Annotated in this window: 22 protein-coding genes and 2 pseudogenes; 11 read left to right on the top strand and 13 right to left on the bottom strand. The window is 58.5% G+C overall.

Going from position 1 to position 24,924, the window contains the following annotated elements:
* Positions 1 to 260: 260 nt before the first annotated feature.
* The 4 genes from LD28_RS0121520 to LD28_RS0121505 are packed head-to-tail and all read right to left on the bottom strand — an operon-like array spanning position 261 to position 5,818.
* Positions 261 to 1,250: an XdhC family protein gene (locus LD28_RS0121520; protein WP_033138911.1), complete on the bottom strand. Its 990-nt coding sequence runs from the start codon at positions 1,248 to 1,250 to the stop codon at positions 261 to 263.
* Entirely contained in the window at positions 1,243 to 2,460 is a 1,218-nt protein-coding gene (locus LD28_RS0121515) for a c-type cytochrome (RefSeq protein ID WP_033138910.1), read from the bottom strand. Before LD28_RS0121515 ends, LD28_RS0121520 begins: the two co-directional genes overlap by 8 nt.
* Positions 2,457 to 2,987, bottom strand: coding sequence for a (2Fe-2S)-binding protein (locus LD28_RS0121510; protein WP_033138909.1), 531 nt, complete (start codon positions 2,985 to 2,987; stop codon positions 2,457 to 2,459). Before LD28_RS0121510 ends, LD28_RS0121515 begins: the two co-directional genes overlap by 4 nt.
* A complete protein-coding gene (locus tag LD28_RS0121505; protein WP_033138908.1) occupies positions 2,984 to 5,818 on the bottom strand; it encodes a xanthine dehydrogenase family protein molybdopterin-binding subunit in 2,835 nt (944 codons plus the stop codon). The genes LD28_RS0121510 and LD28_RS0121505 overlap by 4 nt, the downstream gene beginning before the upstream one ends.
* A gap of 519 nt (positions 5,819 to 6,337) precedes the next feature.
* Between LD28_RS0121505 and glnS the strand changes: the two genes are divergently transcribed.
* Complete coding sequence (gene glnS / locus LD28_RS0121500; protein WP_033138907.1) at positions 6,338 to 7,999, top strand: glutamine--tRNA ligase; 1,662 nt, start codon at positions 6,338 to 6,340, stop codon at positions 7,997 to 7,999.
* A gap of 122 nt (positions 8,000 to 8,121) precedes the next feature.
* On the opposite strand, the gene fur is transcribed toward glnS, so the two are convergent.
* The gene (gene fur, locus LD28_RS0121495; protein WP_033138906.1) at positions 8,122 to 8,550 is read right to left on the bottom strand and encodes a ferric iron uptake transcriptional regulator; all 429 of its coding nucleotides are present in this window, start codon (positions 8,548 to 8,550) and stop codon (positions 8,122 to 8,124) included.
* Positions 8,551 to 8,792: 242 nt separating this feature from the next.
* Between fur and LD28_RS0121490 the strand changes: the two genes are divergently transcribed.
* On the top strand, positions 8,793 to 9,266 hold the full coding sequence (locus LD28_RS0121490; RefSeq protein WP_033138905.1) for a DUF4442 domain-containing protein: 474 nt from the start codon (positions 8,793 to 8,795) through the stop codon (positions 9,264 to 9,266).
* A 90-nt stretch (positions 9,267 to 9,356) separates the two neighbouring features.
* On the opposite strand, the gene fldA is transcribed toward LD28_RS0121490, so the two are convergent.
* Genes fldA through LD28_RS0121470 form a run of 4 tightly spaced genes read right to left on the bottom strand, consistent with a single transcriptional unit; the run spans position 9,357 to position 11,297 of the window.
* Positions 9,357 to 9,881, bottom strand: coding sequence for a flavodoxin FldA (gene fldA, locus LD28_RS0121485; protein WP_033138904.1), 525 nt, complete (start codon positions 9,879 to 9,881; stop codon positions 9,357 to 9,359).
* Positions 9,882 to 9,920: 39 nt separating this feature from the next.
* Positions 9,921 to 10,217 (bottom strand): LexA regulated protein, encoded by a 297-nt coding sequence (ybfE, locus tag LD28_RS0121480; protein ID WP_005334297.1) that lies wholly within the window; start codon positions 10,215 to 10,217, stop codon positions 9,921 to 9,923.
* A gap of 20 nt (positions 10,218 to 10,237) precedes the next feature.
* Entirely contained in the window at positions 10,238 to 10,459 is a 222-nt protein-coding gene (locus LD28_RS0121475) for a DUF2788 domain-containing protein (protein WP_033138903.1), read from the bottom strand.
* A gap of 55 nt (positions 10,460 to 10,514) precedes the next feature.
* Positions 10,515 to 11,297: an alpha/beta fold hydrolase gene (locus LD28_RS0121470; protein ID WP_081959667.1), complete on the bottom strand. Its 783-nt coding sequence runs from the start codon at positions 11,295 to 11,297 to the stop codon at positions 10,515 to 10,517.
* A gap of 274 nt (positions 11,298 to 11,571) precedes the next feature.
* On the opposite strand from LD28_RS0121470, the gene seqA reads away from it, so the two are divergent.
* From seqA to LD28_RS22735, 4 genes and pseudogenes are all read left to right on the top strand, one after another.
* The gene (seqA, locus tag LD28_RS0121465; protein WP_033138902.1) at positions 11,572 to 12,081 is read left to right on the top strand and encodes a replication initiation negative regulator SeqA; all 510 of its coding nucleotides are present in this window, start codon (positions 11,572 to 11,574) and stop codon (positions 12,079 to 12,081) included.
* A 58-nt stretch (positions 12,082 to 12,139) separates the two neighbouring features.
* Positions 12,140 to 13,804, top strand: a complete 1,665-nt coding sequence (pgm, locus tag LD28_RS0121460) for a phosphoglucomutase (alpha-D-glucose-1,6-bisphosphate-dependent) (protein ID WP_033138901.1) — start codon at positions 12,140 to 12,142, stop codon at positions 13,802 to 13,804.
* 145 nt (positions 13,805 to 13,949) lie between these two features.
* The gene (locus LD28_RS0121455) at positions 13,950 to 15,278 is read left to right on the top strand and encodes an IS4 family transposase (protein ID WP_033138922.1); all 1,329 of its coding nucleotides are present in this window, start codon (positions 13,950 to 13,952) and stop codon (positions 15,276 to 15,278) included.
* Between the two features lie 94 nt (positions 15,279 to 15,372).
* Positions 15,373 to 16,516 (top strand): annotated as a pseudogene (locus tag LD28_RS22735) (IS3 family transposase).
* 100 nt (positions 16,517 to 16,616) lie between these two features.
* On the opposite strand, the gene LD28_RS0121440 reads toward LD28_RS22735, so the two are convergent.
* On the bottom strand, positions 16,617 to 17,510 hold the full coding sequence (locus tag LD28_RS0121440; RefSeq protein WP_033138898.1) for a DNA replication terminus site-binding protein: 894 nt from the start codon (positions 17,508 to 17,510) through the stop codon (positions 16,617 to 16,619).
* 523 nt (positions 17,511 to 18,033) lie between these two features.
* On the opposite strand from LD28_RS0121440, the gene LD28_RS0121435 reads away from it, so the two are divergent.
* Positions 18,034 to 18,243, top strand: coding sequence for a DUF1127 domain-containing protein (locus LD28_RS0121435; protein ID WP_033138897.1), 210 nt, complete (start codon positions 18,034 to 18,036; stop codon positions 18,241 to 18,243).
* A gap of 294 nt (positions 18,244 to 18,537) precedes the next feature.
* Positions 18,538 to 19,563: a succinylglutamate desuccinylase gene (gene astE / locus LD28_RS0121430; RefSeq protein WP_033138896.1), complete on the top strand. Its 1,026-nt coding sequence runs from the start codon at positions 18,538 to 18,540 to the stop codon at positions 19,561 to 19,563.
* A gap of 375 nt (positions 19,564 to 19,938) precedes the next feature.
* Here the strand turns inward: astE and LD28_RS0121425 are convergent, their stop codons facing one another.
* Together LD28_RS0121425 and gloB are read right to left on the bottom strand one after the other, a co-directional pair.
* The gene (locus LD28_RS0121425) at positions 19,939 to 21,492 is read right to left on the bottom strand and encodes a lytic transglycosylase (RefSeq protein WP_033138895.1); all 1,554 of its coding nucleotides are present in this window, start codon (positions 21,490 to 21,492) and stop codon (positions 19,939 to 19,941) included.
* 70 nt (positions 21,493 to 21,562) lie between these two features.
* On the bottom strand, positions 21,563 to 22,327 hold the full coding sequence (gloB, locus tag LD28_RS0121420) for a hydroxyacylglutathione hydrolase (RefSeq protein WP_033138894.1): 765 nt from the start codon (positions 22,325 to 22,327) through the stop codon (positions 21,563 to 21,565).
* 72 nt (positions 22,328 to 22,399) lie between these two features.
* On the opposite strand from gloB, the gene LD28_RS0121415 reads away from it, so the two are divergent.
* On the top strand, positions 22,400 to 23,122 hold the full coding sequence (locus LD28_RS0121415) for a methyltransferase domain-containing protein (RefSeq protein ID WP_033138893.1): 723 nt from the start codon (positions 22,400 to 22,402) through the stop codon (positions 23,120 to 23,122).
* Here LD28_RS0121415 and rnhA read toward each other — a convergent pair.
* The gene (rnhA, locus tag LD28_RS0121410) at positions 23,110 to 23,574 is read right to left on the bottom strand and encodes a ribonuclease HI (RefSeq protein WP_005337815.1); all 465 of its coding nucleotides are present in this window, start codon (positions 23,572 to 23,574) and stop codon (positions 23,110 to 23,112) included. The genes LD28_RS0121415 and rnhA overlap by 13 nt on opposite strands.
* Before the next feature lie 79 nt (positions 23,575 to 23,653).
* Between rnhA and dnaQ the strand changes: the two genes are divergently transcribed.
* On the top strand, positions 23,654 to 24,388 hold the full coding sequence (dnaQ, locus tag LD28_RS0121405) for a DNA polymerase III subunit epsilon (RefSeq protein WP_033138892.1): 735 nt from the start codon (positions 23,654 to 23,656) through the stop codon (positions 24,386 to 24,388).
* Positions 24,385 to 24,924, top strand: a pseudogene (locus tag LD28_RS0121400) (TIGR03503 family protein); the annotation flags it as partial. The gene dnaQ and the pseudogene LD28_RS0121400, both read left to right, overlap by 4 nt.

The raw sequence follows: 24,924 nt of genomic DNA, 5'->3' as shown, positions 1-24,924 counted from the left end.
GGGTGAGCGGTGTGGGAAATGTCTGCCCTGAAGGGCCTGGCTGGTGAACGCGGATCTTCTGGCCAGTCGATCTCTTGTACGCAGCCGGGATCGTCCAGTGGTACGCAGCGTCTCGTCTTTGCAGCCTGGTACCACCAGGACACTGTCATGACCGGGGAGCAGGGAGGCGAGGGTACGCAGGATCAAGGAGGGACCCTGCGAGACGCTTGTCACTGCCATCGCGGCGGGAGCAGATGGCTGCCAGCAGCAGCGCGACGCACTCAGGTCGCATCTGTGCAGTTTTGCAATGTGATACCCTGGCGTACGGCGATCACCTCGGCCAGCACGGCGATGGCGATCTCGATCGGGGTCTTGCTGCCGATAGGCAGCCCGATCGGTGCGTGGATCCGCGCAAGTTGGTATTGACTCGCCTCACCGATCCGCTGCAGCCGCTCCAGCCGACGGGCAGTGGTACGCACAGAGCCCATGGCTCCGAGATAGAAGGCATTGGATTCGAGTCCTGCCATCAGCCCTGCATCGTCGATCCTGGGGTCATGGGCCAGAGCGAGTACGGCGCTCTGGGCCGTGGCATGGCGCTCGACGAAGCGCTCGGGATCGCACCACTCCACCGCTATGCCCCCTTGTTCTGGCCCCCAGTGCCAGTCACTGCGGTACAGCTCACGGGTATCGCACAGCCGCACCTCGAAACCGGCGGCCTGACCGAGTCGTGCCACCTGCTCACTCACCTGGCTGATACCGAGCAACAGCAGGCGCCAGCGCAGGGCATAGCTCAGGCGTACCCGGCCTGGTTCGTCTTGTTCGCACAGTTCCTTTACCTCTCCGGCCAGATAGGTGCGTTTCCCCTGATCAAGCAGTACCTCCCGCACGAAGGGGAGGTCGCCCTGCAGTTTGGTCAGCCACGCCGCCAGATCCGCGCTGGCTTCGTCCCCCTCGAGGCGTTCGACCAGCAGCCGGATGCGGCCGCCGCACGGCAGCTCGAACGCACTGCCATCGGGGGCCAGATGGGCGCCATAGTCCAGTAGGCTCAGGGGGGCGTCATGCTCTCCTCTGGCCAGCATGTTGACGAAGGCATCCTCGATGCAACCGCCGGAGATGGACCCACTGCGATGGGTACCATCGGTGGCGAACAGAGCCCCCCTTGGACGGGGGGCCGAGCCATAAGTCGCGACTATGCTGCATAGCCAGATGCATCTCCCTTGGGCCAGCCAGCTGAGGCTCTGATGCAGTACCTCGGCCTGATCATTACTCATCGTGCGCCTCGACGATCTCCTGCTTCAGTGTCTTGATGTCGTCGGCACTCAGAGTGGAAGCTTGATGGGCCCAGGTCTGGCGCAGGAAGTTCACCAGATCCGCCAGTTGCTGTTCGCTGAGCTCGCTGGCGTAGCCGGGCATGGGGGCGAAGCGTTCAGTCTGGCTGTAACTCTGGGCCGGGATCCCGCGCAGCAGCACAGCCAGGGTGTTGGTCGGGGTCGTCTGATCCAGAGTGCTGTTAGCGTACATGGATGGCGTCACGTTCGGCTTGCCTTGTCCCTCCTGGCCGTGGCAGCCGGCGCAATAGTCCCGATAGAGCCCATAACCCGGATGTCTCTTATCCAGGGTGACCTGCTTGGGTTTGGGGGGCGGCAGCGGAGTATCACTGTCGAGCAAATAGCTGGTGACCGCATGCATGTCCTCATCGGTCAGGTTGGCGAAGCTCTTCTCGACTACGGGATACATACCGGCGAAGACGCCGCCCTTGACCGAATAGCCCTTGCGCAGCAGCCGGGTCAGGGAGTCATGGGTCCAGCCCTGACGCCTGAGCTCGGTGGCGGTGATCTCCGGAGCCATCACCCCCTCGATCATGGCCCCTTTCAGATAGCGTGACTCATCCATCGCCATGAAGGTATTCCGTGGCGTGTGGCATTCGCCACAGTGCCCCAATCCATCCACCAGATAGCGACCACGGTTCCAGTTGCTGCTTTTGGCAGGATCCGGCTGGAAGGCGTTGTCTTGATGGGCCACCACATTCCAGAACAGTAGGCCGGTACGCACGTTGAAGGGAAAGCCGACCTCGTTGTCGCGGTTTGGGGTAGCGGCCGGTTTGGTCTGCATGAAGTAGGCGTAGAGCGCCTTCATGTCCTCATCCGTTATCAGGTGATAGGAGGTGTAGGGCATGGCTGGATAGAGCCGTCCCCCGGGGGCGTTGCCGTTGTGCATTACCTCATAGAACTGCTCATAGCTGTACTGGCCGATACCGTTGGTCTTGTCGGAGCTGATATTGGTGGAGTAAATGACGCCAAAAGGGGTTTTGAACGCCAGTCCACCTGCATATTTCTGACCGCCTTCGGCGGTATGGCAGGCGGCGCAGTCACCCACCTTGGACAGGTATTGTCCCCGTGCCACCAGCGGATCCGGTGCGTCGGCCGCAGATACGGCACCGGCGCCAAGCAAGAGTGCGAATGTGAGTCTGGAGAGCATCATGTACGTACCACCCCCTCCGAGATCAGCATGGCCTTGACTCCCTCGTAATATTTTTTGTAACCGGTGCATCGGCAGATGTGATCTTTAAGTGCCCCCTCGATAGTGGATTCGAGATCGGCCATGGCCACCGGCTGCTTGCGCAGCCGCTCCAGCAGCACTGTGGTCTCGTTGACGAAGCCCGAGGTACACCAGCCACACTGAAATGAGAAGTGATCCAGGAAGGTCTTCTGTACTGGACTCAGGGCGATGATCTTGCCCAGGTTGTTGCGTTTGGCGTGACCTTCCACCGTACGTATGCGCTGGCCGTTGAAGCGCCCCACCCCGTTGATGCAGGTGCGCACGCTCTCGCTGGTCCCATCCGCTCTGTCGACGACGATAGTGCAGGCATGGCAGACACCGACGCCACAGCCGAACTTGGTCCCGGTCAGGTTCACATACTCGTGCAGGAAGTCGATCATCATGGTGTTGTCATCCACTTCGATCGGGCCAATGAGACGGTCGTTGATGGTCATGTTTACGGTGATCATTGGATGGCCTTCTGAATGTCGGATGCTGTGATGGGAAGATGATAAAAACGAGTACCGATCGCCTGATAGATGGCTTCGGCCAGGGCGGCGACGACGGGTATCATCACCACTTCGCCAATGCCCTTGGTGGCATCGGTCGGTGAGAGTGGAGCCAGCAGGGTGTGGGTCAGGTTCCAGACAGGCAGTTGGTGAGCCAGGGGGACCTGATAGCGGTTCAGGTTCCAAGTGCCATTGCCCGGCCCGTCCTGCCCTGCTGGCAAGTATTCATACAGGGCGTGACCTACCCCCATAGCCAGCCCTCCCTGGATCTGGCCTTCCACCAGCTCGGGGACTATGACCCGACCGGCGTCCAGCCAGCTGTGTGCGGACAGGATGTGCACTTTGCCGGAGCCTTTCTCGACCGCTATTTCGACCAGCGTGGCGCAGGGGGCGTAATAGGTCACCATGGCGTTGAGCAGGCTGGTACTGGGGAAGTGAGCCCGGGTACGATCGAGCAGGTGGTAGCCGTTGGCATCAGCTTGTGCGCGTCTCTTGCTGCTGGCGCCGTCGCCGTAGCGTATTGCCAGCGCATCGATGGGCAGGCGCTGGCTCTGGCCCTCGATGGTGAAGTCACACTCGGCCCAGGCCCAGCGGTTGAAACTGTGCACCATGGTGCCGGTGATGAGACCGTTGGCATGAGCATGAGCAGCCAGCAGGGTGAGAGGTAATGGCGGCATACCACGGGTCGTCAGCCCCGCAGTGGTCCAGGTAGCCTCGCTGGGGGGGCCCAGATCCAGACCAGCCTGCCCGACGAAGTACTGCTTGCGCCAGATGGAGGTTGCCGCTGGCCAGAGTGTCTGCTCAAACAGGATACGGGCCGCGGTGACGGTTGCATGACTCTGGAAGTAGGCGGAAATGGAGGCCGAGGAGGCTTGCGGAATGGCCAGCGTCCAGCGCGGGTTCTTCTGCATCTCGTCTTGGCGTTCCTGAGAAATTGTGTAGGGATTATCGGTCGAGACCAGCTTGAAGCTCTCCCAGAGCGCGATTTCGGCGAGATCTATGGTATCGGCCGGTTGGCCGAAGTAGCGGCTGACGATCTCGGCCTGGGAGGTCTGGGTCCCGGTGCCCATCTCCATGCAACTGATTTTGAGGATGATCTCCCCCTTGCTTGTCAGTTCGACGCAGGCGGAGGGGGCCACGGCACCGGTGCCATAGTCCTTGGTGGCGATGCTGAACCCCGTGCCGTGCAGGCGATCCGGGTGCTGGGCCTCGTAAGCCTGTTTCCTCGCCTGGCGTTGTGCCCAGATCTCGTGCTGTTCGGCCATTGTCAGGATCTCGGGGTAACGGTTGTTGCCCTCGGGAATAGCCCCCTGGGTATTGGGTTGTCCGGGTTTGATCAGGTTGCGGCGCCGCAGCTCCAGCGGGTCCATCTTCAACAGTGCGGCGGCCTCGTTGACCATCATCTCCATGGCTGTCATGGTTTGTAGCGCCCCGTAGCCACGCATGGAGCCGCAGTCAGGGTTCTCGGATGGCAGGGCGACCGCGGTTATGTCATTTTTGGGTAGGTAGTAGACACCTTGAATGGCGCTGGCGCCTACGCTGGCCACTGAGCCGGTGAAGTTCAGGCGACCGCCACCGTCGAGGGTCATGGCACTGATCAAGGCGCGGAACTGGCCACTCTGCTTGTCGAGCACCAGCTGGTTGTGCATGTTGAACGGATGGCGCTTGAGGCCCCCCTGGAACTGTTCGAAACGATCGTTGGCCAGGCGCACCGGACCATCGCCATAGATGGTCGCGATCAGGCCATAGAAGGGGAATATGGAGTGATCCTTTGCCCCGAAGCCCCCCCCGATGAAGGGGGAGTGCACCACCAGTTTGTCGACTTTCCCTGCCAGCGGGCCCTTGGCCAGCATCTCGGCAGCTTCGTAGTAGAAGTCGTGAGGGGACTGGATGCTCACTACCAGGTGCATGGTGCGCGCTTTCGCATCGAACCAGCCGTTGAAGTTTTCCGGTTCCATCATCATGGGTTCGATGAATTGGGTCTGATAGGTGCGATCCAGCACCAGGGCATCGTCGGTCTCCAGCTCCTTGTGTACCAGCCCGGCCTGATACATCCCCTGCTCACCTGCACTGCCATCGGCTTTGGCCGCTGGCCAAACTGGCTGGTGATTGACGATGGCCGGGAAGAAGAGTCCGTTCTTCAAGGTGCTGTATTGATCCCCCGAGCCGAGCTTGCCCTCGATCCGGATGATGCGCCAGCAGGCCCAGGGATCGCGGGTGGTGGCGACCAGTGGCGTCACTGCACCGTAGCGCACCACCTTGTTGTTGAATTGCAGGCGCTGCTTGGCTCGGTTAAAGGTGGCGAAGTCCTGGAAGATGAGCATGGCGGCCGCTTGACCCAGATAGTCCGGGGTGGCCCCTTCGTTCACCATCATGTTGATACCGTAGATAGGGGAGGGCAGTTCTACGCCGTCCCGTACCAGATCGGCCGCTGTGATTACCCGGCGGGGCTGGGTATTGGCGGGTAGCATGGAGAGATCCAGCCCGAGATAGATGCGATCTGCCCTGTCGACCCGGATCAGCAGCGCATGTTGCTGACGGGATGGCCAGCCGCTCAGATCCTGTGCGCGATAGTCGCGGCCGTAGATCTTCTGGCCGGTGACCTTGGCCAGGCCATCGCTACGAAACTTGATTTTGCCGCCCTGCTTCCATTGGCCAAGCAACTGGGGATCGAAGACCTCGTCTTCCATGCCGGATAGCGAAAGGTTGGCGAGGAGGGGCGCGCTGTAGACGGCGATGCCGGCGATGACGCACTGTTTGATGAATTCACGTCTTGATACGGAATAGGACATGGTTCAGCTACCTGTCTGAGGATGAGGCTGGAGGCTCGGGAAAAGGGGAGGCAGGTGTTGTCGACCATCTTTCCTGAAGTTTCAGCAGAAATTAAAGTTGCAAATTGTATGCTGGAAATGTGCAATCTGGAAAATGATTTGTTGGTGTTTGTTGCTGATTTTGTGTTGTTTGTTTCTGAAATAACCTATTAATGTCTTTTTTGTTTAAAGATATTGGGTTTTTATTTCAAAGATATCGGCATATTGAGACTTGTTTGGGTTCGCGCTGGAGCTCGCTCGCCCTGGCGGCGCGTAACACGTCGTTTTCAATATCGCGGGGCGAGACCCTATTGCGGTGAAATTAATGCAGCTTCAGCTCGGGAAGTGACTCCCCCCTGATGCAAATGGCATCTGTCGTACCGCTACGTAAGGCGCAGCGGCAAATTCCTGTTGAGCCTCATGGATGAATAGTGGATCATTGTCGGTTTCTAAGCGGGGGTGCGCGGTTGCCCCATGAGCTGAGACATTCGAGGTGAATTCATGAGCGAGGCGAACAGCCCAACCAACTTTATTCGTCAGATCATTGATGAAGATCTGGCCAGCGGTAAGCACAGCAGCGTGCATACCCGTTTTCCGCCCGAGCCGAACGGTTATCTCCATATCGGCCACGCCAAGTCCATCTGCCTGAACTTTGGCATCGCCCGTGACTATCAGGGCCAGTGCAACCTGCGTTTCGATGACACCAACCCGGTGAAGGAAGATATCGAGTACGTAGAGTCCATCAAGCAGGACGTACAGTGGCTCGGCTTCCAGTGGAATGGCGAGATCTGCTACTCCTCCGACTATTTCGACAAGCTGCACGGCTACGCCATCGAGCTGATTGAAAAGGGTCTGGCCTATGTGGACGAGCTGACGCCTGAGCAGATGCGCGAGTACCGCGGCACCCTGACTGAAGCTGGCAAGAACAGCCCGTTCCGCGATCGCACCGTGGAAGAGAACCTGGCGCTGTTTGCCAAGATGAAGAACGGTGAGTTCGCCGAAGGCACCGCCTGCCTGCGCGCCAAGATCGACATGGCCTCCCCCTTCATGGTGATGCGCGATCCGGTTATCTACCGCATCAAGTTTGCCCACCACCACCAGACCGGTGACAAGTGGTGCATCTACCCGATGTATGACTTCACCCACTGCATCTCGGACGCGCTGGAAGGGATCACCCACTCCATCTGTACTCTGGAGTTCCAGGACAACCGTCGTCTGTACGACTGGGTGCTGGACAACATCACCATCGACTGCCACCCCCGTCAGTACGAGTTCTCTCGTCTGAACCTCGAATACACCGTCATGTCCAAGCGCAAGCTGAACCTGCTGGTGACCGAGAAGCACGTAGACGGCTGGGACGACCCGCGCATGTTGACCGTTTCCGGTCTGCGTCGTCGTGGTTACACCCCGGCCTCCATCCGCGAGTTCTGCAAGCGCATCGGCGTGACCAAGCAGGACAACATCGTCGAGATGAGCATGCTGGAAGCCTGTATCCGTGAAGACCTCAACGAGCATGCCCCGCGCGCCATGGCCGTGTTGCATCCGGTGAAAGTGGTCATCGAGAATCTGGCTGCCGACGAAGTGCTGACTGCCCCGGCCCACCCGAGCAATGCCGAGATGGGTACCCGTGAGCTGAACTTTACCCGCGAGATCTTCATCGACGAAGCGGACTTCAAAGAAGAGGCGAACAAGCAGTTCAAGCGTCTGGTGCTGGGCAAGGAAGTGCGTCTGCGCAATGCCTATGTGGTCAAGGCCGAGCGCATCGAGAAAGATGCCGATGGCAAGGTCACCTGCATCTACTGCTCCTACGATCCCGAGACCCTGGGCAAGGATCCGGCCGATGGCCGCAAGGTGAAAGGGGTGATCCACTGGGTCAGCGCCACTCACTCCCTGCCAGCGGAAGTGCGTCTCTACGACCGTCTGTTCAAGGTACCGAACCCGGGTGCCGAGGATGACTTCGAAGCCGCGCTGAACCCGGATTCACTGGTGATCATCGAGGGTGCCCGTGTCGAGGCCTCCCTGAAGAGCGCCAAGCCGGAGCAGGCTTACCAGTTCGAGCGTGAAGGCTACTTCTGCGCCGACAACAAGCTCTCCAGCCCGGAGCATCTGGTGTTCAACCGCACCGTTGCCCTGCGCGACTCCTGGGGCAAGATCGAAGGCTAACTCAGTGGGGCAGGGGAGACTCTGCCCTGTGTGATGCCAAACGGCCTGCGCCGGACAATAAAAAAGCCAGCTGATGCTGGCTTTTTTATTGTCCGTTATCTGCCGCAATCAGCAGTACCGACTCAATCGTCGTGTTTACAGTCACCGTTGGCACAGTGGCCATACAGATAGAGGCTGTGATTGGTCAGACGAATATTGAATTTCTTGGCGATCTCGCGCTGGCGCTGTTCGATCACCTCGTCGGAGAACTCGATCACCTTGCCGCAGTCGAGGCAAACCAGGTGGTCGTGGTGCTCCTGAGTGGCCAGCTCGAATACCGACTTGCCACCTTCGAAGTGGTGACGCGTAACGATACCGGCATCATCAAACTGGTTGAGAACACGATAGACGGTAGCAAGACCAATCTCTTCACCCAGGTCGATCAGTCGTTTATAGAGATCTTCGGCGCTGGTGTGCTGGCAGTCCGGCTGTTGCAGGATTTCCAGGATTTTGACCCGGGGCAAGGTGATCTTGAGCCCGGCCTTTTTTAACGCTTGGTTGTTGTCTGCCATATTCTACTTATTCGCATTCTCGAAGGTGGGGTTATTCTGATGGACTGCCGCAGGAATGGCAACCTTGAACTCACTTGGCCTGTCATTATAGGTCGTAGCCTCCCTAAAAATAAACCCAGCAATTCAAGGGGTTTAGTCATAAATCGCCGATTGGATTGAAATAATCAATCGTGTCGTCCGACTTGCTGGCATGGCAGATGTTGATAAGATGTAACTCTCATATTTCTGGTCGGATGAGATCCATGGATTGGCTTTTTGGCAATGCGGCCTGGGTGCGCCGCGCACTCAACGCCTGGCCCCCCTTCTGGGGCGCCGGTATCAAGATAGAGACCCTGAGCGATGACTTTCGCTACTGCCGGGTGACCCTGAAATCCCGCTGGTGGAACAAGAATGCCAACCGCACCCAGTTTGGCGGCAGCATGTTTGCCATGACGGACCCCATCTATCCGCTGATGCTGATGGGCTACTTCAAGAATCGCTATTACGTCTGGGACAAGGCGGGCAGCATCAACTATATCAAGCCCGGCAAGGGCAAGCTGGTGGCCGAGTTCAACCTGACCGAGGGCAAGCTGGCCGACATCGTGGCGGCGACCGAGGGGGGCAACAAGCACTTCCCCGAATTCGAGGTGACAGTGCAGGACAAGAGTGGCGAGCTGGTGGCACAGGTCAAGCGCACCCTCTATGTGCGAGCCAAACCGGAGCACAGGGGTGAATAACAGGGGAGAATAAAGGCAGGCATCGCAGCACGCAGATACAACAAGGGCCCCGTCGGGGCCCTTGTTGTCAGAGAGATGAGGGGAAGCGGATTACTCCAGCTCGCCCAGGCACATCTCTTCATGCAGCTGCTTGCACCAGCCCTTGATGCGCTCGGCGGTCAGCTCCGGCTGGCGATCTTCATCGATACCCAGACCGACAAAGTGCTTGTCATCGACCAGCGCCTTGGAGGCTTCAAACTCGTAGCCGGCAGTCGGCCAGTGACCGATGATGATGGCGCCTTTGGCTTCGACGATGTCACGCAGGGTGCCCATGGCGTCGAGGAAGTACTCGGCGTAGTCTTCCTGATCACCGCAACCGAAGATGGCGACCAGCTTGTTGGTGAAGTCGATTTCGCCCAGATCGGGGAAGAAGTCGTCCCAGTCGGCCTGGGCTTCGCCGTAGTACCAAGTCGGGATGCCGAACATCAGCAGATCAAAGCTCTCGATGTCGGCCTTGCTGCTCTTGGCGATGTCACGGACTTCAATCAGGTTTTTGCCCAGCTCTTTCTGGATCATCTTGGCGACAGCTTCGGTGTTACCGGTATCGCTGCCAAAAAACAGACCTACACTTGCCATAGTGTTTAGTTACCCGTATTTGGTGTTAATGCTCAACGCTCAGACTGCAATGTCCACCGCAAAGGCGGACTCAATCTGTTGTTTCAGGATAGATTGGATCAGCTCGGCTCGGCTGATGTTCTGTTGTAACGCAAGTTGGTTCAGGCGCTCCAGCAACTCGGCCTCCACCTTTAACTCTACCCGCTTCAGCCCATTTTCCCGATCGCGCTTAAGCTGGTTACGCTTGTTGATCTTGAGCTGGGTCTCGCGGGGGAGTGGATTGGTCTTTGGCCTGCCGGGGCGCTTCTCATTTGCGAACAGATCCAGTGTTGTTCGATCAGTTTGCTGTTTGGCCATACATCACAGATGAAAATAAGTTAGCCGAGTCCTGAGCCTTCCCAGCCCAGTTCGATCAGCCCCTTGGCGACAAAACCCGCACAACCCAGAAACAGTACCAACCAGACGATAAAACGGCCGAAACGGGGCACATTGCCGCGCTTGAGCACGTCATGAATGGCAAGACCAATCAATATGAAAATTGCCAGAAAAAATAATTTCAGGCCCAAACTTTCGATCAGGTCGATATGTTCACTTAGCATGGATTGCGCACACTCCTTATGACCGGCGCACTATATCACAAAGGATTTGAAACTGTTAACCGCCTGTCGACAGGAAATCCACAACCAATTTGTTGAACAGGGCCGGTTTTTCCGCATGCAGCCAGTGGCCGGTGCCCGCGATAACCCGCACCTTTGCCGCCGGGAATTGGGCCAGTGCCGCCTCGCTGTATTGCGGCTGCATATAGTCAGAATCCCCCCCCTTGATAAAGAGCACCGGCCCCTCGAAGCGGCGCTCATCGTCTGGCCAGCCCATGATGTTGGCGTAGTTTTGCTCAAGGGCGGGCACATTGAAGCGCCAACTCCAGCCATGCTCACCTCTGGCGAAGGATTTGAGCAGGAACTGGCGCACCCCGGCGATCTCGATGTGCTGCGCCAGCATGGCTTCCGCCTCGCTGCGGCTCTGAGGCTGAGTCGCCAGAGTGGCGTTGAGGCCGGCGAACACATTCTGGTGGCGGGAGTGGGGATAGGCGACCGGCGCCATGTCGGCCACCACCAGCTTGGTCACCCGCTCTGGCGCCTGCTTGGCGACCTGCATCGCGACTTTGCCCCCCATCGAGTGGCCAATCAGGGTCGCCTCGGCAATCTCCAGCCGATCCATCAGGGTCAGGATATCGGCCGCCTGGGCCGGATAGCTCATCTCGTTGCCATGAAAGGAGGCGCCGTGGTTGCGCAGATCGACGCTGATGACCCGGTACTGCTCGCAGAGGGTGCGGGCCAGCAGGCCGAGGTTGTCGAGGCTGCCAAACAGCCCGTGGATCAGAATGACCGCCGGGCCCTGACCCTGCTCCTTGAAGTTCAATATGCTGTTTTGTTGCAAAATGACACCTTGTCGGTCGTGGGTGCGTATCGCTGTTTTATTTAACGCACTGGAAAGAAAAGGATTTCGTTCAACGGATGGGAAATAAATGTGGTTTTTTTTCTAAAAAATCCCGTCCGGATCGGCTATCAGTGCGGCTGATCACACACTTGGCCCGCTATTATGCCGTATTCTCGATGAGATTCATGTACATCTGCCAGCCCCTTGCTTGGGCTGTCGGGTTTGCCTATGTATAATCGCCGCATCCGAATTTCGACGAGTCCAGCGCATCCCTATGAAAACCATCGAGCTTGATGACGATCTCTACTTCTATATCGCCAGCCAGACCCGGCACATTGGTGAGAGTGCCTCCGATATCCTGCGCCGTCTGCTGGAACAGCCTGCTCACCAACGTGTGCCGGTTGCCGAGCCAGTTGCCGTCGCGCAGCCCAGTGCGGTAGCCACCCAGCAAGGGCTGCAAGCCCTGCTCGATTCCGGTGAGCTGCAAAAGGAAGAGAAGTCCATCAACCGCTTCATGCAGGTGCTCAGTACCCTCTACCGGGACGATCCGGTCGGGTTTACCCAGGCCACCGAAATCAAGGGGCGCAAGCGCGTCTATTTCTCACGGGATCCCGAGGCTCTGCGTGCCAGTGGCAGCACCACCAAGCCCAAGCCGGTACCGGGCACCCCGTTCTGGGTGATCACCAATACCAACACCAGCCGCAAGCAGAACATGGTGGCCCAGCTGATGGCCAGCATGGGTTATGGGGAAGAGGTGATCGCGCAGGTGTGTGGCGCCATTTAACGATTTATCAAGACTCAGGCCTTGCCCGCCAAGGCCGCCATTACGCAAGGAAAACGCCATGGCTCAGCATTCCCACGCCGGTCAGCCGGCCCGTTTAAGCGACCTGACCAACATCCCCCGTCTGGTCAGCGCCTACTACCTCAACAAGCCGGACATGAGCCGCCCCGAGCAGCGGGTTGCCTTTGGTACCTCCGGCCACCGTGGCAGTGCCTTGCACAACGCCTTTACCGAATCCCATATTCTGGCGGTGACCCAGGCACTGGTGGAGTATCGCCAGCAGGCCGGTATCACGGGCCCGCTGTTTGTCGGCATGGATACCCACGCCCTGTCCGAATCCGCCTTTGCCAGCGCCGTCGAAGTGCTGGCGGCCAACGGCGTCGAGACCCGCATTCAGGCTGGCCTCGGCTTTACCCCGACCCCGGTCATCTCTCACGCCATCCTGCGCTACAACTCTGGCAAAGAAGGGGCCAGCAAGCCTGCTGCCCGCGCTGACGGTGTGGTGATCACCCCGTCTCACAACCCGCCGGAAGATGGTGGCTTCAAGTACAACCCGCCCCATGGTGGCCCTGCCGAAGGGGAGATCACCAAGTGGGTCGAGGACCGTGCCAACGCCATTCTGGAAGCGGGTCTGGCTGGTGTGAAACGCATGCCGTTCGCCGAGGCCCTCAAGAGCCCGTTCGTGGTCGAGCACGACTATGTCACCCCTTATGTGGATGATCTGAAGAACGTGCTGGACATGGATGCCATCAAGAACGCGGGCATCAAGATCGGTGTCGACCCGCTGGGCGGCTCCGGCGTCGCCTACTGGGACGTTATCGCCAAGACCTATGGTCTGAACATCGAGGTGGTGAACTACAAGGTCGACCCGACTTTCTCCTTCATGACCCTGGATAAAGACGGAAAGATCCGGATGGACTGCTCCAGCCCGTTCGCCATGGCGAGCCTGATTGCGCTCAAGGACAAGTTCGACATCGCCCTTGGCAACGACCCCGACTACGACCGTCACGGCATCGTCACCAAGTCCGGCCTGATGAACCCGAACCACTATCTGGCGGTGGCAATCCAGTATCTGTTTACCCATCGTACCGGCTGGTCTGCCGATGCGGCCGTCGGCAAGACGCTGGTCTCTTCCTCCATGATCGACCGGGTGGCCGGCGAGATTGGCCGTACCCTGAAAGAGGTGCCGGTCGGCTTCAAGTGGTTCGTGGATGGCCTCTACAGCGGCGAGTTCGGTTTTGGTGGCGAGGAGAGCGCTGGCGCCTCCTTCCTGCGCAAAGATGGCACCGTCTGGACCACTGACAAGGATGGTTTCATTCTGGCGTTGCTGGCGGCGGAAATTCTGGCGGTCACCGGCAAGGATCCCCAGGCTCATTACGACGCACTGGAAGCCAAGTTTGGCCGCTCCAGCTACCGCCGTATCGACGCCCCGGCCAACAGCGCCCAGAAAGCGGTGCTCTCCAAGCTGGATCCTGCACTGGTAGAAGCCTCCACACTGGCCGGTGAGCCCATCATCGCCAAGCTGACCAAGGCGCCGGGCAACGATGCCGCCATCGGTGGCCTGAAGGTGGTAACCGAGAACGGCTGGTTCGCGGCGCGCCCCTCCGGCACCGAGTCCATCTACAAGATCTACATGGAGAGCTTCAAGGGCGACGCGCACCTTGACCTCATCCAGCAAGAGGCCCAGCAGATCGTCTCCGCAGCGCTGGCCAAGGCCGGGGTCTGATTTTCGGGTCAATCCGCCGTGAATAAATAAAGTAATTGGTATAAAAAAGGAGTCGTTAAGGCTAATGCCGATCAGTTAAGGATCCATTGACCGATCCTCCTGATGTGTGAAAATCCGAAACCTGTTGATTGGTTTCGGATTTTTTATGCGTATCGCTCACGCTCTCGACTTCCTCCACGCCAGCAATGCCGCTCAGTTTGAGTCACTCTCTGACCTCATTCCCCCCGAGCTCATCATGACTCTGCTCGGCGAAGAGGGGGTCGCTACCCTGCGCCGTCGCCGCATGCCCATGGAGCGCCTGGTCTGGGCCATCATCGGCATGGCCATCTTCCGCCACGTCCCCATGACTCAGCTGGTCAATCAGCTCGATATCCTGTTGCCCGGTGACCGCCCCTTTGTCGCCCCCTGCGCCTTCCTGCAAGCTCGCCAGAAGCTTGGCCACAAGAGCATCGAACGCCTGTTTCACGAGACCGCCTCGCGTTGGCACCAGCAGGCCAATCACCCCGGCTGGGCCGGGCTGCAACTGCTCGCCGTCGATGGCGTGATGTGGCGCACGCCCGATACCCCGGACAATGCCGCCGAGTTTGCCAAGCCCGGTACCCAGCATGGGGAGACCGCCTATCCACAGGTGCGCATGCTCTGTCAGATGGAGCTGACCAGTCACCTGCTTGTTCAGGCCGTCATGGAGAGCTGCGCCGTCAACGAGATGGTGCTGGCCGAGCAGCTTGTCGCGCGCACACCGGACCACTCGCTGACCCTGTTCGACAAGGGATTTTACTCCCTCGGACTGCTCCACGCCTGGCAAACCGCTGGTAGCGAGCGGCACTGGCTGCTGCCACTCAAAAAGGGCACGCAATACGAGGTGGTGCGCAAGTTGGGGCGTCAGGATGCCCTGGTGCGCTTGACGACCAGCCCCCAAGCGAGGAAGAAGTGGCCACAACTGCCTGACACGGTGGAAGCCCGCTTGCTGACCCGCAACATCAACGGCAAGGAGCGGCAGGTGCTGACCTCGATGGTCGACCCGATGCGTTTCCTAGGTGCCGATATCGTCGAGCTCTACAGCCATCGCTGGGAAATCGAGTTGGGCTATCGGGAGATGAAGCACAGCCTGCAACAACACCGGCTGACCCTGCGTAGCAAGAAGGCGGCGGGAATACGGCAAGAGCTGTGGGGTGTATTGCTGGCGTACAACCTGCTACGCAGCCAGATGGTAAAGATGGCGGCAAGTCTGAAGGGATACACGGCGAGCCAGCTGAGTTTTCACATGGCATCGGTCTACCTTATCCATGAACTGAGCTGCATGCCGTATGTGTCGCCGGGGAATATTCCGGGACGCGTTGCGGAGCTGGAGAAACAGGCGGGACAGTTTGTGTTGCCGGCCCGAAGGGAGCGGAGTTACCCCCGCTGCGTGAAGGCAAGGCCACAGAAGTACTGTGTGAAAAAAGCCAATAAAAACAATGACAGTCAGGCTTAACTGACTGGCATTAGCCGTTAAGGCTCCTTTTTTTATCTGCATGTCCCGTCCTGAATATGGTTTACACCTTTCTCCCCAATAAATGGAGAACCCGATGGGACAAGGTGTGAAACGGACACAGCGCGATTACTCGCTGACTTTTAAACTGGCTCTAGTCGAGCAGATTGAAAAAGGCGAGCTCACCTACAAACAGGCTCAGGTGCGTTATGGCTTCAGGGCCGCTCCACCGTTCTGGCATGGTTACGTAAACATGGTCGGCAGGATTGGAGCCAAGGGGCTTCTGTACGCGCCGGCAGGAGTATCACCATGCCTGACCCCGACAACCAGACGCCTGAACAACGTATCAAGGAGCTTGAGCAGCAACTGGCGCTGATGAGCCAGAAGGCCCAGTTCTTTGAGGCCGTGGTCGATGTGCTGAAAAATGACTACGGCGTCTCCATCGTAAAAAAGCGACCCGGCAAGTCCTCTCGCAACGGCAGGTAAACAGGCTGACCATCGTCAGGGCTTGCCTGTTTCTGGGAATAAGCCGTCAGGCTTACTACAAACGCAATCGAGTTGCCGACTTGCGCCATGCACAGGGATTGCAGGTGGTGCGCTTCGTGCGTCAGGTTCGACTGCGACAACCGCGGGTCGGTACCCGCAAGCTGCATTATCTGCTTCAGGGTCAGGATGATGGCGAGCTCAAGGTCGGGCGGGACAGGCTGTTTCAGATATTGACCGAGCACCGCCTGCTGGTGCAGCCCAAGCGGGCGTATCACAAGACCACCCACAGTTTTCACCGTTTCTACCGTCATCCCAACTTGCTCAAGGCAGGGCCGGAGCAGGTCACGCCGGTGGCCCCGGAGCAAGTGTGGGTCGCCGACATCACCTACCTGCCAGCCAGGAGCGGGCCGCTGTACCTGAGCCTGGTGACGGATGCCTATTCACGCAAGATAGTGGGCCATCACGTGCACATCCATCACTCAGACCGCGGCGTGCAGTATTGCTCGGGGTTGTATCAGTCATTACATGAACGGCACGGGGTGAAATGTTCGATGACCGATGGGTATGACTGTTACCAGAATGCGTTGGCGGAGCGGGTGAACGGGATATTGAAAGGAGAGTTGTTATTGCAAAGCCCGCAGGACCTGGCGCAAGCGCGGGAGATGGTGCGTGAGGCGGTGGATATTTACAACGTGGAGCGACCGCATCATGCGTTGAAATACAGAACCCCCGATGCGGTGCATCGGGGGTTCTGAGTGGAGAAACGCTAGCCGAAAATGTGTAAACCTATTTCAGGACTAGACAGGGGGCAGATGCGAGATACGCCTTTATCGCGGCAAGGCGGCCCAGCTCCAGTCACCCCTGATAGAGATAGAGGTGCAGCCGCTCGATGATGGGCTCGCCGCCAATCTTGCGATCCCGCCGCGCCTGTCGGCTCTTGGGGGGATAGTTGCCCAGATGGGTGACCGCGGGCGGGGTATCGGAGCAGAGCAGCAGCGGCAGGCTCGCCTTGATCTGCTGCTTGCGCGGGGTGCGCTCCAGCCAGAGCAGGTTGATCATCGGGTGGGTCTTGACCGGGCGGCGGATCCGCAGCTCGGCATCGGCGGGCAGGCGGCGAATGTCGTACACCTCCTGATCCACCATCTTGCTCCACTCCTCGTTGTTGGAGAGGGCCGGTATGTAGCGGCGGCTGCGCTCCAGCATCTCCAGCACCTGCTCGCGACTGAGGCGATTGATGGTTTGCTTGTCGGCCCAGGTAAAGCCGAGGGATTGCAGCTCCCCCGCCAGCAGGGTCAGTTTGCGGTAGACCTGCAAGGTGATCACCCCGGGCAGGGCGGTATGTACCAGCTCGAACTTCTCGTCCCGTCCCCCCGCCTGCTGCACCAGTGCCTTGAAATCGAGTTTGCGCTGGTTGATCTCCTCAACCAGCGGCTGGATGAGAGGGGCGGCGGCGGCGGGAAAGCGCAACCAGCCGGGCAGCCGGTGAGTCGCCTTGGTGGAGCAGCCGGGGCGGGCGCTGTGATCCCGATAGGCGGCGAGGGTGGCCGCCAGCGCCGCTTCGCCGTTGAGATAGCCCACCTCAATCTGCGCGATCGGGTCGTGTTCTTCCCCCTGTGGCACCGGGGGGAGGGGATAGACATGGGCCTCCTGCAGCGCGAGCTGGCCAAGCAGATCGGCCAACTGGTTGAGGGAGGCTTCAATGGCGGCCATCTGTTGACGCAGGGCAGCGGTCGGGGTAAAGGTATCCATCGATGATCCTGTGGTTTCATCTGCCCTTGACGGCATAAGCTATGGCGTCAGGGCAGGGGAGTAAACTACTGTATAAATAACCATACCAGCATGCCGGTTGCACGCCAAGAGGGGGATTTGCGGGTCGCCATCGAGGGCGCCGCGCGGAAAGAAAAGTAAGTTTATTTTATGTTTCATTGTGTTAACTGTAGATCGCCAGAAGATCATAACCTTAACAATCAAATGTAATTATTGGGTTGCTACTCATTGGAAGCCCATTGGCGAGTGCATAGGCAACGCGGTAAATTGCATATGTAAGGTGGTGCAATGCAGCACAATATGCTGTGGGCAGTGGGTGACCGATAATGGATTTTATTACTCGTTATAAATCAATGAATTAAAATAGTATCAGGCAGATTTTTACTATTAGTTTTACTAATGTAATGTATCAAAATTCGTCAATTGAGTCGGCCCTGCTCTCTGACTAAGCTTTGCGCATCAAATAAAGCCCAGTGCGTAAACAGATATTCAGAGGAGCCACATCATGGCCAACATGACTTATACCGAAGCCGGTTACCAGCAGTCCAGCCAATTGAATCTGGCTGCTCGCGTAAAAATGACCGTTCTGACCTGGCTGGATCGCAGCCGCAGCCGTCGCCAGCTCTCCGAGCTGCCCGAGTACCTGCTCAAAGACATCGGCCTGAACGAAGCTGACCGTTATCAAGAGACCACCAAGCCGTTCTGGCGTGGTTGATCAACCGGGCATGGATGCCTCGTTTTTCTGCTGATCCGTTTTCCGCTCTGCCCCTGTGGCGCCCTGCCATCGGGCTGGCAATAGTCAGTGTTATCTCCCCCTCGTTTTCCCCCTGTTATTCGTTGATCCTCTTTCCTCTCTTCTTTATTTCACATCGCTATTTTCATTGAGCCGTCGTTCGATTGTTATCACAATTGTGTCGTTAATGTTTGAATTTGTTTAAAAAACGATTTTAAGCCGCGATGCCTTGCGTATAATCCGGCCATAGTGTTCCAGCGCAAGAGGGTGAGACGGATGATTCCCCAGCACGATTTTTTGGCCCTGACCCGCAGCAATGAGTGGCAGCTTGAGCCCTTTGAATTTGCCCTGTCCGATGGCACGCGGATCAGTGTCTGGGATACGGGAGTGCTCTGTCTGGAGCCTGCCAGTGGCGCGGGCGATCAGCCTGGCGGACGCAAGGATATCGTCCTCTCTTGCGGCATCCACGGCAACGAGACCGCCCCCATCGAGATCTGCAACCAGCTGCTGAGCCGCCTGCTCTCAGGTGAACTGACCGCCCGCCATCGGGTGCTGTTCCTGTTTGGCAATCCGGCGGCGATGAATCTGGGGCTGCGGGAGGTAGAAGAGAACATGAATCGCCTCTTCTCCGGTGCCCACAGCAAGGGGGAGGGGCTCTGCAATCGGGAGCGGATCCGCGCCATGCGCCTTGAGCAGTATGTGAGCCGCTTCTTTGCCGATCCGGCCCGTCCTCGCTACCACTACGACCTGCACACCGCCATTCGCGGCTCGCGCCACGAGAAGTTCGCCGTTTACCCCTTCCCCCATGAGCGGCCCCACTGCCGAGAGCAGGTGCAGTTCCTCGGTGCCTGCGGAGTACGCACTATTCTGCTCTCCGCCAGCCCGACCACCACCTTCAGCTACTACAGCTCGCGCCAGCACGGCGCCCATGCCTTCACGGTGGAGCTGGGCAAGGTCAGGCCATTTGGCGAGAACGACATGACCCGCTTTATCGAAACCCGGCAGGCACTGCAGGAGCTGGTCACTCAGGATGAGGTGGTGCTCGAACCCTGGCGGGCAGATGAGTTCACTCTGTTTGCCATCGATCGGGCGATCACCAAACAATCGGAGCAGTTTCGCTTTCTGTTCGCCAGCGATGTGGACAACTTCACCGAATTTCCGCAAGGGTTCGTGCTGGCCGAGGATGGCGAGCAGCGCTACACCGTCGAGCAGCCGCGCGAAGCGGTGGTCTTCCCCAATGCCAATGTGGCGATTGGTCAGCGCACTGTCTTGCTGGTGGTGCCAACCCGGCTTTGGGAGTAGCGTCTGAGCTCTTTGCTGCGAGAGGTGAGGGGGAGCGGACGGATGGCTTCTGGTGACTGCCAATGGCTCAACGGGGCACTTCTGGCAATGGCTGCTCGGCATAAATGAAAGTTAGGTCATTTGGCGAAAAGCCATAAATCCAGCTTATAGTGACCGGCAGGATGACGGAATGGGCCACAGGCAGTGCCAGCAGGCCCTGTGAGGGGATCTTCCGATCGCTGTGGGCGTTGTAGCCGTCAGGGATCTGCTCTTGGCAGATGCGGCGACGCGCCTCGTCTGGATGAGGGCCTCAGGCGCCGCGATGTACCGCAGAGATAAAAAACGGGGCCAGTCATCTGACTGGCCCCGTTTTGTATCGGGTTCAAGCGGTGGCGCCTAGCTGTTGTTCTTCACAAACAGGGTGATCTCTTGGCCCGGCTTGAGGTAATCCCCTTTATCCAGCTGGTTCCAGCGCATCACATCGTTGATGGCCACCTGGAAGCGAGCCGCGATGGAGGAGATGGAGTCGCCACGGCGAACCTGATAGACCATCGACTTGTCGATCTTCTTCCCTTGCTTGGGATAGACCACCAGCTTCATGCCCGGCTTGAGCGCCGATTTGGCATTCAGACCGTTCCACTTGGCCAGCTCGTCATGCGTCACGCCATGGGCCTGGCTGATGCTCCACAGGTTGTCACCTGAGCGCACCTTGTAGCTGACTTTGGCTTTCTGGCTGCTGCCACGGCTGGCCAGCTGCTGCGGTTTGCTGGCGGCGCTTGCCTTGCTGCTGACCTGACCACGGGTCGGGATCATCAGCTGCTGACCACGGCGCAGGCTGTTGCCACGCAGATTGTTGGCCAGTTTCAGCTCGCTGACGCTGACGCCATGATTCTGGGCGATGCGTGACAGGGTATCGCCACTGGTGACCTGATAGGAGCGAGTGCGGATCCGCTCGCTTCTGGGCAGGTCGGCCAGTGCCAGTTCCAGAGTATCGGCATACTCGACGGGTACCAGCAGGCGATAAGGACCGCGCGGCGACATCACGCCACGGCTCAGGGCCGGATTGACCTCCTTGAGCTCTGACGTGCGCAGTCCAGCCAGTTGAGCGGCTACGTTCAGGTCGATCTGGCTGCCTGTCTCCACCACCCTCAATTTCGGCTGGTTGGCGAGCACCGGCAACTTGACGTTGTACTGGTCCGCATTGCTGATCATGTCAGCCATGGCGAGGATCTTCGGTACATACATCTGGGTTTCGCGCGGCAGATCGAGTGACCAGTAGTCAGTCGGTTTGCCCGCTCGCTGGTTGCGCAAAATAGCGTTGCGCACTCGTCCTTCGCCGGCATTGTAGGCGGCCAGCGTTTGCAGCCAGTCACCGTCAAAGAAGCGGTTCAGGTACTCCAGATAGTCGAGCGCCGCATTGGTGGAGGCCAGCACATCGCGCCGTCCGTCATACCAGTTGTCGTGGCGCAGACCGAAGTTCTTGCCGGTGGCGGGCACAAACTGCCACAAACCGACGGCATTGCTGCGGGATCGGGCATGAGGATCAAACATGCTCTCGATCATCGGGACAGTAATAAGCTCCATTGGCAGCTCACGCCGTTCAATCTCCGCCACCATCAAATAGAGGTAGGGTTCAGCCCGGCTGGCAATGGTCGCCAGATGCTTATCATTGCGCAACAGCCACTCTCGTTGTTGGCGGATGCGGGCATTGTCCGGGGTTTCCAGCTGCATATCATCGCTGATACGCACCCACAGATTGTCCGTATCTCCCATTTCGTCCAGCTGTTCATCGCCAAACAGGAAATGGGAAGAGTGTTTTTTATGCGCTTTTTTCTTGACCTGGGGGGACTTGATCGGCTCGATTGCCGTTAGCGCCCGGTCATCCTGATGGCTCAGGTTTTGGCAGCCGCTGAGCAACAGCGCTGCCAATAAGGCCGTTCGTACCTTCATCTCGTTCCGGTCATTTTTAGGAAAAACAGCCCGCATCATAAGGGGCAATGGCCCCCTGATCAAGGTTTGTTCAAAAAACGTCCTTCCACTGACGCAGGATGGTGAAGGTATCTATCGGATTTTCCACGCATTTTAGCCCATGTTTTTCAGCAGAAAATTTCACTGAATCCTGTTCGCATCGCAGAAAAATGTTGAACGTGCGTTCGTCCCCCAGCCGGGTTGGCAGGCTTGGCAGCCCTTGTTGCCGCAGTTTGCTGATCAGCCCGATCTGGCGGCGGATCGCCGGGTTGTCCGGCTCGACCGCATAGGCAAAGCGCAGGTTGGAGAGGGTGTACTCGTGGGCACAATAGATGAGGGTCTCATCGGGCAGGGCGGCGAGTCGTTGCAGCGAGTGGTACATCTGCTCCGGCGTCCCTTCAAACAGGCGGCCACAACCGGCCGAGAAAAGGGTGTCACCACAAAACAGCATGCCGTTGCCATGGTAGGCGATGTGGCCGCGGGTGTGCCCGGGCACATGGATCACCTCGAGGGCGAGGCCATGCCAGTTGATCTGATCGCCATCTTCCAGCCACTGCCCGTGATGATCCGGCATCGGGTCCAGTTTGGGGCCATAGAGCCGGGCGTGGGGGAAGTGGCTGAGCAGCTCGGTAACACCTCCCACATGGTCGTGATGGTGATGGGTCAGCAGGATGGCGTCGAGCACCAGCCCCAATACCTCGAGCCGCTCCAGCACGGGTGCCGCATCGCCCGGGTCGACCACCAGACAGTGATTTTCGTGGCGGATCAACCAGATGTAGTTGTCATTAAAGGCTGGAACTGTGATCACTGGATACATGAGTCTGCTTCTCTTTAGGGAGGGTATCTTATATAACAGGATGGCGTTCGAAACCCCGAGTTGAGCCCTATTATGCAGGTGGCACGTACCGAACAACAAATCGAGATCCCGACCAGCTGGTCTGCATTGCCTATGGGGGACTGGGTGGCGGCCGAGATCCAGGAGCGGCTAGACAACTGGTGCCCCAATCTGTTTGGTTATCATCTACTTAAAATTGGTGCCCTGAGCGCCGAACTCTCCTGTAAACGCTCCTCCATTCGTCACCAGATTGGGGTCGCCCCCGGTGGGCGACTGCTCGACATGTACGGTGATCCCCTCGATCTGCCAGTGCGCACCGGCAGCGTTGATGCCTGCCTGTTGGCCCACTGCCTCGATTTCTCTGCCGATCCCCATCAGGTGTTGCGTGAGGCTGAAAGAGTGCTGACCGACGATGGCTGGCTGATCATCAGTGGCTATAACCCCATGAGTCTGGTCGGGATCGGTCACTGTGTGCCGTTCTTGCGGCGCAGAATGCCCTGGTCGGCACGGATGTTCACCCCAGGGCGGGTGACGGACTGGCTGCATCTGCTGGGATGCGAGGTGATGTTCGACGAGCGTTTTGGCTACTCGTTTATGGGGAAACAGAGCTGGCACAGTTGGTGGCGGGAGAGTATCGGGCGGGATTATTGCAGGGCATTTGCATCGGTATATGTGATTGCGGCCCGTAAACGGCGCTTTCCACTGATCCCGGTGCGGCGGCGCTGGCAACTGCCAAAGTCCCTCGCCACACCGGGAATGGCCCGTCAGGGCTGGTAGCCGGTATCCTCGGCCAGATCCTTGCCGCAGGCGGCATCTCTGGCCAGCTCGTCGCACCGTTCGTTCTCGGGGTGGCCGGAGTGACCCTTCACCCAGAGCCACTCAATCTGATGGCGACCCACTTCCGCATCCAGCTCCTTCCAGAGATCGACGTTCTTGACCGGCTGACGGTTGGCGGTCATCCACCCTTTCTTCTTCCAGCCGATGATCCACTGGGTGATCCCCTGACGGACATACTGGCTGTCGGTGGTGAGGCGCACCTTGCACGGTTCGTTGAGGGTACGCAGGCCCATGATGGCGGCCATCAGCTCCATCCGGTTATTGGTGGTCAACTTGAATCCGGCGGAAATCTCTTTGCGGTGCTTGCCGTAGACCATCACGGCCCCATAACCACCCGGGCCCGGATTGCCGAGGCAGGAGCCGTCGGTATAGACATCAATCTGTTTTAACATGAGCAATCAATCTGTTTTAACATGAGGCTTGGGGTAAACTAGCGAGTAAGTAAAGCCGAAGTTTGACATAGATTGGATCATGAACACACCCCAACTGAATCGCCAGATCATTCTGGATACTGAAACCACAGGTATGAATACGGCGGGCGGCCCTGTCTATCTGGGTCACCGCATTATCGAAATCGGCTGTGTGGAGGTGATCAACCGCAAGCTGACCGGTAACCACTATCACGTCTATATCAAGCCTGATCGCCTGGTCGACCCGGAAGCGATCCAGGTGCACGGTATCACCGACGAGTTCCTGCGTGACAAGCCGTCGTTCAGCCAGATCGCCGATGAGTTCCTCGACTTCATCCGCGGTGCCGAGCTGATCGCCCACAACGCGCCGTTTGACGTGAGCTTCATGGACTACGAGTTCAGCAAGCTCGGGCTCAACTTCAAGACCGCGGATATCTGCTCCATTACCGATACCTTGGCAATGGCGCGGGATCTCTTCCCCGGCAAGCGCAACAACCTTGACGTGCTGTGCGATCGTTACGGTATCGACAACTCCCACCGTACCCTGCACGGGGCTTTGCTCGATGCGGAGATCCTGGCGGACGTCTACCTGCTGATGACAGGCGGTCAGACCAAACTCAATCTGGCCACCGAAAGCAACGAGAACGAAAGCAATCAGGACACCAGTATTCGCCGGTTGGAAAGCAACCGACCCGCCCTCAAGGTGGTGCGTGCCAGCGCCGAGGTTCAAGCGCTGCACGAGGCGAGGCTGGATCTGGTGCAGAAGAAGGGAGGAAGCTGTCTGTGGCGGCAATGAGCAAGTGGTGGGCCTGCCTGCTGCTGTTATTCTCGCTGGGAGCAACGGCCAACGAGGTGTTCGCCCCCTCTGACATTCCCATGCTGGATAACCGCTTTCGCATCGATTATGGGGTGAAGGAGATCACCTTCATCGTCAAGCGCAAGCCGGGTACCCCGTCGGTGATCCTGGTTCGTCCCGATGGCAGCAAGCTCTACGTGGGCAAGGTCAAGCCCGCCGAGGTGGGCTGGCTGGCCCTGCCGGAGCACGATCTCATCACCCTGCGCAATCCCATGCCGGGCCCCTGGCAGGCGATTGGCGAGGTAGACCCGGACAACCGGGTGCGCATTCTCTCCGATATTCGCTTGGACATTGCCGCTCTGCCGATGCAGATCTATCAGGGTGAGGTGGTCAAGCTCAAGGCGTGGTTGCAGATTGATGGCCAATCGCCCAACGACAAATATTACCTTTCCGATCTGGGGATGACCGTCAAGTTGCAGTCATTCGCGGATGCCAGTCAGCAGAAGGTGGTGCTGGATCAGGTGCTCGGTCACTAT

The sequence above is a fragment of the Aeromonas finlandensis genome, assembly GCF_000764645.1.
Classification (GTDB): domain Bacteria; phylum Pseudomonadota; class Gammaproteobacteria; order Enterobacterales; family Aeromonadaceae; genus Aeromonas; species Aeromonas finlandensis.
Note: the sequence above shows the minus strand (reverse complement) of the source record. Positions and strands in the feature narration are given on the sequence as shown.

Excerpts from the sequence above, each read along its gene's own strand:
- LD28_RS0121520 (WP_033138911.1), bottom strand. The coding sequence starts at position 1,250 with ATGAGTAATGATCAGGCCGAGGTACTGCATCAGAGCCTCAGCTGGCTG.
- LD28_RS0121515 (WP_033138910.1), bottom strand. The coding sequence starts at position 2,460 with ATGATGCTCTCCAGACTCACATTCGCACTCTTGCTTGGCGCCGGTGCC.
- LD28_RS0121510 (WP_033138909.1), bottom strand. The coding sequence starts at position 2,987 with ATGATCACCGTAAACATGACCATCAACGACCGTCTCATTGGCCCGATC.
- LD28_RS0121505 (WP_033138908.1), bottom strand. The coding sequence starts at position 5,818 with ATGTCCTATTCCGTATCAAGACGTGAATTCATCAAACAGTGCGTCATC.
- glnS (WP_033138907.1), top strand. The coding sequence starts at position 6,338 with ATGAGCGAGGCGAACAGCCCAACCAACTTTATTCGTCAGATCATTGAT.
- fur (WP_033138906.1), bottom strand. The coding sequence starts at position 8,550 with ATGGCAGACAACAACCAAGCGTTAAAAAAGGCCGGGCTCAAGATCACC.
- LD28_RS0121490 (WP_033138905.1), top strand. The coding sequence starts at position 8,793 with ATGGATTGGCTTTTTGGCAATGCGGCCTGGGTGCGCCGCGCACTCAAC.
- fldA (WP_033138904.1), bottom strand. The coding sequence starts at position 9,881 with ATGGCAAGTGTAGGTCTGTTTTTTGGCAGCGATACCGGTAACACCGAA.
- ybfE (WP_005334297.1), bottom strand. The coding sequence starts at position 10,217 with ATGGCCAAACAGCAAACTGATCGAACAACACTGGATCTGTTCGCAAAT.
- LD28_RS0121475 (WP_033138903.1), bottom strand. The coding sequence starts at position 10,459 with ATGCTAAGTGAACATATCGACCTGATCGAAAGTTTGGGCCTGAAATTA.
- seqA (WP_033138902.1), top strand. The coding sequence starts at position 11,572 with ATGAAAACCATCGAGCTTGATGACGATCTCTACTTCTATATCGCCAGC.
- pgm (WP_033138901.1), top strand. The coding sequence starts at position 12,140 with ATGGCTCAGCATTCCCACGCCGGTCAGCCGGCCCGTTTAAGCGACCTG.
- LD28_RS0121455 (WP_033138922.1), top strand. The coding sequence starts at position 13,950 with ATGCGTATCGCTCACGCTCTCGACTTCCTCCACGCCAGCAATGCCGCT.
- LD28_RS0121440 (WP_033138898.1), bottom strand. The coding sequence starts at position 17,510 with ATGGATACCTTTACCCCGACCGCTGCCCTGCGTCAACAGATGGCCGCC.
- LD28_RS0121435 (WP_033138897.1), top strand. The coding sequence starts at position 18,034 with ATGGCCAACATGACTTATACCGAAGCCGGTTACCAGCAGTCCAGCCAA.
- astE (WP_033138896.1), top strand. The coding sequence starts at position 18,538 with ATGATTCCCCAGCACGATTTTTTGGCCCTGACCCGCAGCAATGAGTGG.
- LD28_RS0121425 (WP_033138895.1), bottom strand. The coding sequence starts at position 21,492 with ATGAAGGTACGAACGGCCTTATTGGCAGCGCTGTTGCTCAGCGGCTGC.
- gloB (WP_033138894.1), bottom strand. The coding sequence starts at position 22,327 with ATGTATCCAGTGATCACAGTTCCAGCCTTTAATGACAACTACATCTGG.
- LD28_RS0121415 (WP_033138893.1), top strand. The coding sequence starts at position 22,400 with ATGCAGGTGGCACGTACCGAACAACAAATCGAGATCCCGACCAGCTGG.
- rnhA (WP_005337815.1), bottom strand. The coding sequence starts at position 23,574 with ATGTTAAAACAGATTGATGTCTATACCGACGGCTCCTGCCTCGGCAAT.
- dnaQ (WP_033138892.1), top strand. The coding sequence starts at position 23,654 with ATGAACACACCCCAACTGAATCGCCAGATCATTCTGGATACTGAAACC.